Origin of the sequence: Bacillus sp. SIMBA_008, from assembly GCF_046535495.1 — a bacterium.
GTDB lineage: Bacteria > Bacillota > Bacilli > Bacillales > Bacillaceae > Bacillus > Bacillus subtilis.
The window spans coordinates 1-343 of record NZ_JAWRWL010000152.1 but is presented as its reverse complement, the minus strand read 5'-3'; the positions used below and the strand labels follow the sequence as shown (position 1 = coordinate 343).

The 343-nt window shown below is 32.4% G+C and carries 1 pseudogene; it reads left to right on the top strand.

The window, feature by feature from the left end:
• A pseudogene (locus tag SB658_RS22585) lies at window positions 1–343 on the top strand (SMI1/KNR4 family protein); the annotation flags it as partial.

Genomic DNA, 343 nt, shown 5'->3' with positions numbered 1-343 from the left:
CGATGGATTATCGAAAAACGAAAGAGAATCCTGCAATTCATTATTTTGATGTTGAGATGGAAGAAGACTTTAAATTAGCAGATTCCTTTGATGAATTCATTCAGGGGCTTTATACAGCTGAGTACACAATTGATGAGGAAGCAGCAGAAGGTGAATATGAACTTTCTGAAGTTCATTTAAGTAAAGAAGAACTTGAAGCCATATTTGAATTGGACGTCCTTGATGAAGAGAATCTTTATAAAATTCAATATTACCCGATGGTTGATTTGAACGAAATTGAATGGTTTTTTAAAAAGATGCAATATCACATTGAAAAAACAAAAGATGAAGATACGCTTTATCA